At 72.8% G+C, this 5,914-nt stretch carries 5 protein-coding genes and 1 pseudogene; 2 read left to right on the top strand and 4 right to left on the bottom strand.

Annotated elements, in window-relative coordinates:
• Positions 1-1,226, top strand: a 1,226-nt coding sequence (locus G3I65_RS00990) for a DUF6541 family protein (protein WP_345944049.1), incomplete at its 5' end; no start/stop codon positions are given.
• A 136-nt stretch (positions 1,227-1,362) separates the two neighbouring features.
• Here the strand turns inward: G3I65_RS00990 and G3I65_RS00985 are convergent.
• Complete coding sequence (locus G3I65_RS00985; RefSeq protein ID WP_160693864.1) at positions 1,363-2,244, bottom strand: LLM class flavin-dependent oxidoreductase; 882 nt, start codon at positions 2,242-2,244, stop codon at positions 1,363-1,365.
• Positions 2,245-2,340: 96 nt separating this feature from the next.
• On the opposite strand from G3I65_RS00985, the gene G3I65_RS00980 reads away from it, so the two are divergent.
• Positions 2,341-3,141 carry an HAD family hydrolase gene (locus G3I65_RS00980; RefSeq protein WP_160693866.1) on the top strand — a complete coding sequence of 267 codons (801 nt, stop codon included), beginning with the start codon at positions 2,341-2,343 and terminating at the stop codon, positions 3,139-3,141.
• Here the strand turns inward: G3I65_RS00980 and G3I65_RS00975 are convergent.
• From G3I65_RS00975 to G3I65_RS00965, 3 genes and pseudogenes are all read right to left on the bottom strand, one after another.
• A complete protein-coding gene (locus G3I65_RS00975; protein ID WP_160693862.1) occupies positions 3,138-3,866 on the bottom strand; it encodes a 1-acyl-sn-glycerol-3-phosphate acyltransferase in 729 nt (242 codons plus the stop codon). The genes G3I65_RS00980 and G3I65_RS00975 overlap by 4 nt on opposite strands.
• A gap of 9 nt (positions 3,867-3,875) precedes the next feature.
• Positions 3,876-5,321, bottom strand: a complete 1,446-nt coding sequence (locus G3I65_RS00970; RefSeq protein WP_160693860.1) for a hypothetical protein — start codon at positions 5,319-5,321, stop codon at positions 3,876-3,878.
• A pseudogene (locus G3I65_RS00965) lies at positions 5,318-5,914 on the bottom strand (hypothetical protein); the annotation flags it as partial. The pseudogene G3I65_RS00965 and the gene G3I65_RS00970, both read right to left, overlap by 4 nt.

The following is a 5,914-nucleotide window of genomic DNA, read 5'->3' as shown; positions in this document are numbered from 1 at the left end:
CGCTGGCCGTGGTCGCGCTGCAGCGGTTCGTGGTGCGGCCGGGTGCCGACACCGGCGCCGTGCTGGCGCTGAGCGCGGCCGGGCTGCTCGCCGCGCACTCCAGCGCGTTGTTCGGGGCGCTGCTGTTCGCGTTCCCGCTGGTCGTGCAGCGCTGGTACCGGGCGCTGCGTGGCAAGCGCCTCGACGGCGTCGCGCCCGGCAAGACGGCTTGGCGGGTCGTCGGCGGCGACGTCGTGCGGATGCTGCCGGTGATGGTGGCCGCGGGCGTGCTGGCCGCGCCGATGATCATCGGCGCGATCACCTTCACGTCCGGCTCGTACCCGTACCACGCCTGGGGCTCGCACATGCCGGTGTGGAAGGCGCTGGCCATGCTGGCGACGTTCAAGCAGGTGCTGCCGGTCCCGCAGATCTGGCTGACGGTGTTTCTCGCGATCGGCGTGTTCACCCTCGCCGCGCTGCGGCGGATGCGCTGGCTGGTGCTCTCCGCGCTCGGGCTGTCCGCGCTGTTCGTAGTCGTCGCCTGCTTCGGCGGCGAAACCTGGGTGATCACCCTGTCCCGGCCCTGGTGGAACGACCGGTTCCGGCTGATGGCACTGGCCGCGATCCCGCTGTGCCTGCTCGCCGCGCACGGCATGAGCGAGGCCCAGCGGTGGGTGGCGAAGGCCGCCGGCAGCCGCGCGTGGGTGCGGGCGCGGCCGTGGCTGACCGGCCGGGTCGGGCTGGCGACGGCGGTGCTGCTGGTGGTCGCGATGGGCGTGCTGACCGGCGGGTTCTACCGCGCGGCCAACGCCAAGACGGTGTCGCTGCTCTACTACAACGGCCTGCCCGGCGAGGTGGTCCCGCCGGTGAGCGCCGACGAGATCGAGGCGATGGACAAGCTGGGCACGCTCGGCATCCCCGCCGACCAGAAGGTGCTCAACGACCGGCTGGACGGCACGGCCTGGATGTACGCGCTGACCGGCGTGCACCCGGTGGCCGGCCACTACGACGCCGGCGTCGCCCCCAAGGACGCGGTCTACCTCGCCCAGCACTTCGCGGACTTCGACAGCGACCCCGAGGTGCGCGCGGCGGTGCGCCGGCTGAACATCCACTACGTGCTGGTGGGCAGCGGCACCATCCGCCGGGACACCCCGATCGCGCACGGCTTGCAGCACCTGGACGGGCACGACTTCGTGCGGCCGGTGTACCGCAACCCTGGCGCCGTGATCTACCGGATCGTGAAGTAGTGCGCCCTCGTGGCCGCGGCGCCCCTTCCGCGGCCACGAGGGCCCCCGACCCCCCGGGGATCTCGGATGTCTGCTGGGAAGGACGCCCGAGGGGCGGCAATCGGTTTCCCGATCACCCGGATGTCACTCGTTCGGCCTAGCGCAGCTCGGGCAGGACGTCGCTCGCGACCTGCTCCAGCACGGCCTCGCGGCCCTCGTACGGCGTCGACGAGCGCGGCCAGTGCGAGATCACGTCGGTGAAGCCCAGCTCGCCCGCCCGGCCCACGGCGTCGCGGAACGCCTCCACGCTGCTCAGCGAGAACACCGGGGACGAGTCCAGGTTGACGTACCGCTGGACGCTCGCCCGGTCGCGGCCCACGGCGTCCAGGCGCTGGTCGAAGACCTCGGTGAGCTGCTTGACGCCGTCCCACCACTCGTCGGCCGTCGTGCCGCCCTTGCCCGTGGTCACCCAGCCGGCGCCGAAGCGCGCGGCCAGCGTCATCGTGCGCGGGCCGTTGGCCGCGACGACGAACGGCAGCCGGGGGCGCTGCACCGGGCCGGGCAGGTTGCGGGCCCCGCGGGCCCGGTAGTACTCGCCGTCGAAGTCGAACTTGTCGGTCATCAGCAGCCCGTCGAGCGCTTCGACGAACTCGGTGAAACGGTCCACGCGCTGCTTCGCCGTCAGTTCGGGGGCGTCGAGGACCACGCCGTCGTAGTGCAGGTGGTCGACGCCCGCGCCGACGCCGAGGACGAACCGGCCGTCGGAGACGTCGTCGAGGGTGATCAGTTCCCGCGTGAACGGCACGGGGTGCCGCGCGACCGGCGACGCGACGAACGTGCCCAGCCGGATGCGGGACGTGACCATCGCCGCCGCCGTGAGGGTCGGGACGGCGGAGAACCACGGCCCGTCGACCAGGTTGCGCCAGCCCAGGTGGTCGTACGTCCACGCGTGGTCGAAGCCGTACTCCTCGGCGGCGCGCCACTTCGGCTCGGCGGCCCACCAACGATCTTCCGGAAGAATGACGATGCCTACTCGCACAGTTCCGGACGCTAGCGGTAACCACCGACAGTCGCACGGACGGGGACGTGGCCACCCGAACGTGTCAGGGACAATGGCGGGGTGGAGAGACCTCAGTTGATCGCGTCCGACGTCGACGGCACCCTGCTCGGCCCCTCCGAAACCCTGAGCGCCCGCACCATCGCGACCGTCCGCCGGGCGGTCGACGCGGGTGTCCCGTTCGTGCTGGCCAGCGGCCGTCCGCCGCGGTGGATCGCCCCGATCGCGAAGCCGCTCGAGCTGACCGGTTACGCGGTGTGCGCGAACGGCGCCGTCCTCTACGACTGCGGCCGCGAGGAGATCCTCGAGGTGCACGGCCTGCTCGCGCCGGCGTTGCTGCACGACATCGCGCACGCCCTCGACAAGGCGCTGCCCGGCTGCCGGCTGGCCGCCGAGCGCGTCAGCACGGGCGCCGTCGACCACGACATGCGCAACTTCGTGATCGAGCCGGACTACCACAACCCGTGGGGCGACGGCGAAGGCCGGACCGGGCCGCGCGCCGAGGTGCTCGGGCACCCGGCGATCAAGCTGCTGGTCAGCCACCGCGGGATGTCGTCCGAGGAGATGGCCGGCGCGATCGACGCGCTGTTCGACCGCGAGGTGGACGTCACGTACTCGTCGTCGGGCGGCCTGGTGGAGCTGTCGGCGCACGGCATCACGAAGGCGACCGGCCTGGCCGACCTCGCGCGGCGCCTGGACGTCGACCCCGAGCGGGTGATCGCGTTCGGCGACATGCCCAACGACGTCGAGATGCTGCGCTGGGCCGGCCACGGCGTCGCGATGGAGAACGGGCACCCGCAGGTGCTCGCGGTGGCCGACGAAGTCACCGGCCCGGCCGGCGAGGACGGCGTCGCGCAGGTCCTCGAGCGCTGGTTCTAGCGGCGGTCGAGCTCGGCCGCTTCGGCCGGGGTCGGCGCCGTGCCGCCCAGGTGGGCGGGCAGCCACCAGCGTTCCTCGTCGGACGCGGGCTGGTCCGGGTAGTCGGCCTGGGCGCGGTCGAGCAGCGCGCTCATCCGGGTGCGCAGCTCCTTCGTCACGACGTCCCAGTCGTCGCCCTTGGCCGGGTGCATCGGCTCGCCGATGAGGATCGAGATCGGCACGTGCCGCCGGGTCAGGTCCTTGGGCCTGCCCTTCGTCCAGAGCCGCTGGGTGCCCCACAGCGCCATCGGCACGACCGGGACGTCGGCCGCCGCGGCCATCCGGACGGCGCCGGACTTGATCTCCTTGACGGTGAACGACTGGCTGATCGTCGCCTCCGGGAAGACGCCGACGACCTCACCGGCCTGCAGTTTCGCCAGCGCTTCGCGGTAGGAGCCCAGGCCGGCGGAGCGATCGACGGAGATGTGGTGCATCCCGCGCATCAGCGGCCCGGCGATCTTGTTGTCGAAGATCTCCTTCTTCGCCATGAACCGCGTCAGCCGCTTGGCCGGGCGCGCGCCGAGGCCGCAGAAGATGAAGTCCAGGTAGCTGACGTGGTTGCAGGCGATGACCGCGCCGCCGCGGCGCGGGATGTGCTCCGCGCCCTCGACCCGGATGCGGTTGTCGAGCACGCGGAACATCGTCCGGGCCGCGGCGATCACGGGCGGGTACACGAAGTCGGCCATCGCGCCAGGTTACGCGACCGTAGGTTGGGGGCGGCTGTTCAGCGGTGAAGGACACACGGCCAGCACCACGGCCAGCAGGAGCGCGAACAGCGCGACCGACTGGTGCTTGACGCCTTCGATGCCGTCGCCCAGCGCCGCGGTGCCGAACTGCGTGAGCGACACGGCGAACAGGAACGCCAGCACCACGCCCAGTGGATTCCGCCGCTGGATCCAGGCCCGGACCAGCACGAACAGCCAGATCGGCACCAGCGCGAACAGGCCGAGCGGGGCGAGCAGGCCGGTCAGCCACGACACGACCGGCACCCGGTGCTCCTGCGCGTGCGGCGCGAAGCCCGCCTCCTGGTCGAAGCTGCCGAGGTAGTCCGGCCGCGCGGTGAGCTGGTCGGTCGCGGCCCGGTTCAGGACTTCGAGGGCCCGGCCCGGGTGGCTCGCGAAGTAGCCGAGGACATTCGGGCGGCTCATCAGCTCGCGGTAGCGCGGGTAGAGCGGGTCGATCCGGGCCGGGTGCGGGTGCCACCAGCCGTTGCCCGCGTACTGCTCGAACGACGGCGGCAGGCCGAGCGCGGCGAGGTCGGCCCGGGTGTCGTGCCTGCCGTCGACGATGTTCAGGAAGATCGAGTTGAACATGTTGATCTCGCGCGAGTCGTCCCCGGGGAACTCGGCGTACGTGCCGTCTGGGGCGAGCGCGGGTTCGACGCTCCGCTGCGCGGCCAGCGTGACGAGCCCGACGGCGCCGATGACCAGCACCGCGGCCGCCCACCGCTTGACCCTGCGCAGCGTGCCCGGCCGGACCAGCAGCACCGCGAGCGCGAGGATCGGCAGGATGATCAGCGTCTGGACCTTGGCGTTGACCGCCAGGACCCCGCCGGCGAACGTGACCGCCATGCCCGCGTAGCTCCAGCGGCCCTCGCGCGCGGTCAGCAGCAGGCCGCCGACGGCGAGCAGCAGGCCGAGGAACGCCGCGCCTTCGCCGAGGATCGCGGCGAAGTACCCGAAGAACGCCGAGTCGGCGACGACCAGCAGCAACCCGGCCGCCACCGCGAGCCGGACGCGGCGCGCGTACGGCAGGCCGAGCACGATCGCCGTGACGGCGGCCGCGGCGATCACGCTGCTCAGCAGGCCCAGCACGACCAGGCTCAGCGTCCCGGGGTGGCCGGCCAGCCCGCCGAGCCGGACGGCCAGGTCCGCGAGCCAGCTCTGCGTCAGCAGGTACGTCGGCCGGCACGGCGGCGCCCCCGGCGCGGGCGTGTAGGCGAGGTGGACGAACGCCTCCGGCAGGCCCTTCCAGGTGATCCCGGCGCCGCACAGCACGCGGCCGCCGTCGCCGTTGTTGGACATCGCGACCGGGCGCGGCACCAGGAACCGCACCACGAACAGGGCGAGCGACGCGCCGAACACCCCGATCCCGAGCCGCGTCTCGGCGGGCAGCCGCCGTGCCGGGGCCTCGAGCTTCACGAAGGACAGGGTACGTAGCGGAAGTCCGGGCCCTTGTCGAGGTCGGCGACCACGGACTTCGCCTGTTCCGCGCGCGGGTACACCGCGACCCAGTACGGCGTGCCGACGCGGCGGAAGGTCGCGACCTCGTACTGGCCCGCGTAGACCGGGTCGATGGCGCAGTGCTGGCGGTCGGCGTAGCCGCGGTCACCCGGCACGGCGACGGTCGGGCGGCGGCCGTTGACGACGTAGTCGTAGTCGGTCGAGACGCCGCCTTCATGGCGCCCTTCGCGGGCGATGTGGTCGTCGGTGCGGCCGAGGACGTCGATGATGAGCAGCTGGCCGCTGTGCGCCGCGAGCGCGCCGGGCGCGCTGCCGCTGACCACGGACCCGGGCGGCAGGTACTCGCCGAGCCAGCCGCCGATCTCGGCGAGCTGGGTGCCGTTCGCGCGCCAGTCGCGCACCCGGTCGAGCATCTCCGGGCTGAACACCGAGACGAGCACCGCGATCCCGGCCAGCCCGCAGGCGGCCACCGGGACCAGCCGCGTCGCGGCGGACGGCTTGGCCTCGGCGTCCACGGTGAGCACGCCGTACGTCGCGACGGCGGCGACGGC

The sequence above is a fragment of the Amycolatopsis sp. SID8362 genome (assembly GCF_010550475.1).
GTDB lineage: Bacteria > Actinomycetota > Actinomycetes > Mycobacteriales > Pseudonocardiaceae > Amycolatopsis > Amycolatopsis eburnea.
The sequence above is the reverse complement of the archived record's forward strand: the minus strand, read 5'-3'. Positions and strand labels throughout refer to the sequence as shown.

What these genes read in the sequence shown, in the direction of transcription:
- G3I65_RS00975 (WP_160693862.1), bottom strand. Translation starts at nt 3,866, where the DNA reads ATGGCCGACTTCGTGTACCCGCCCGTGATCGCCGCGGCCCGGACGATG.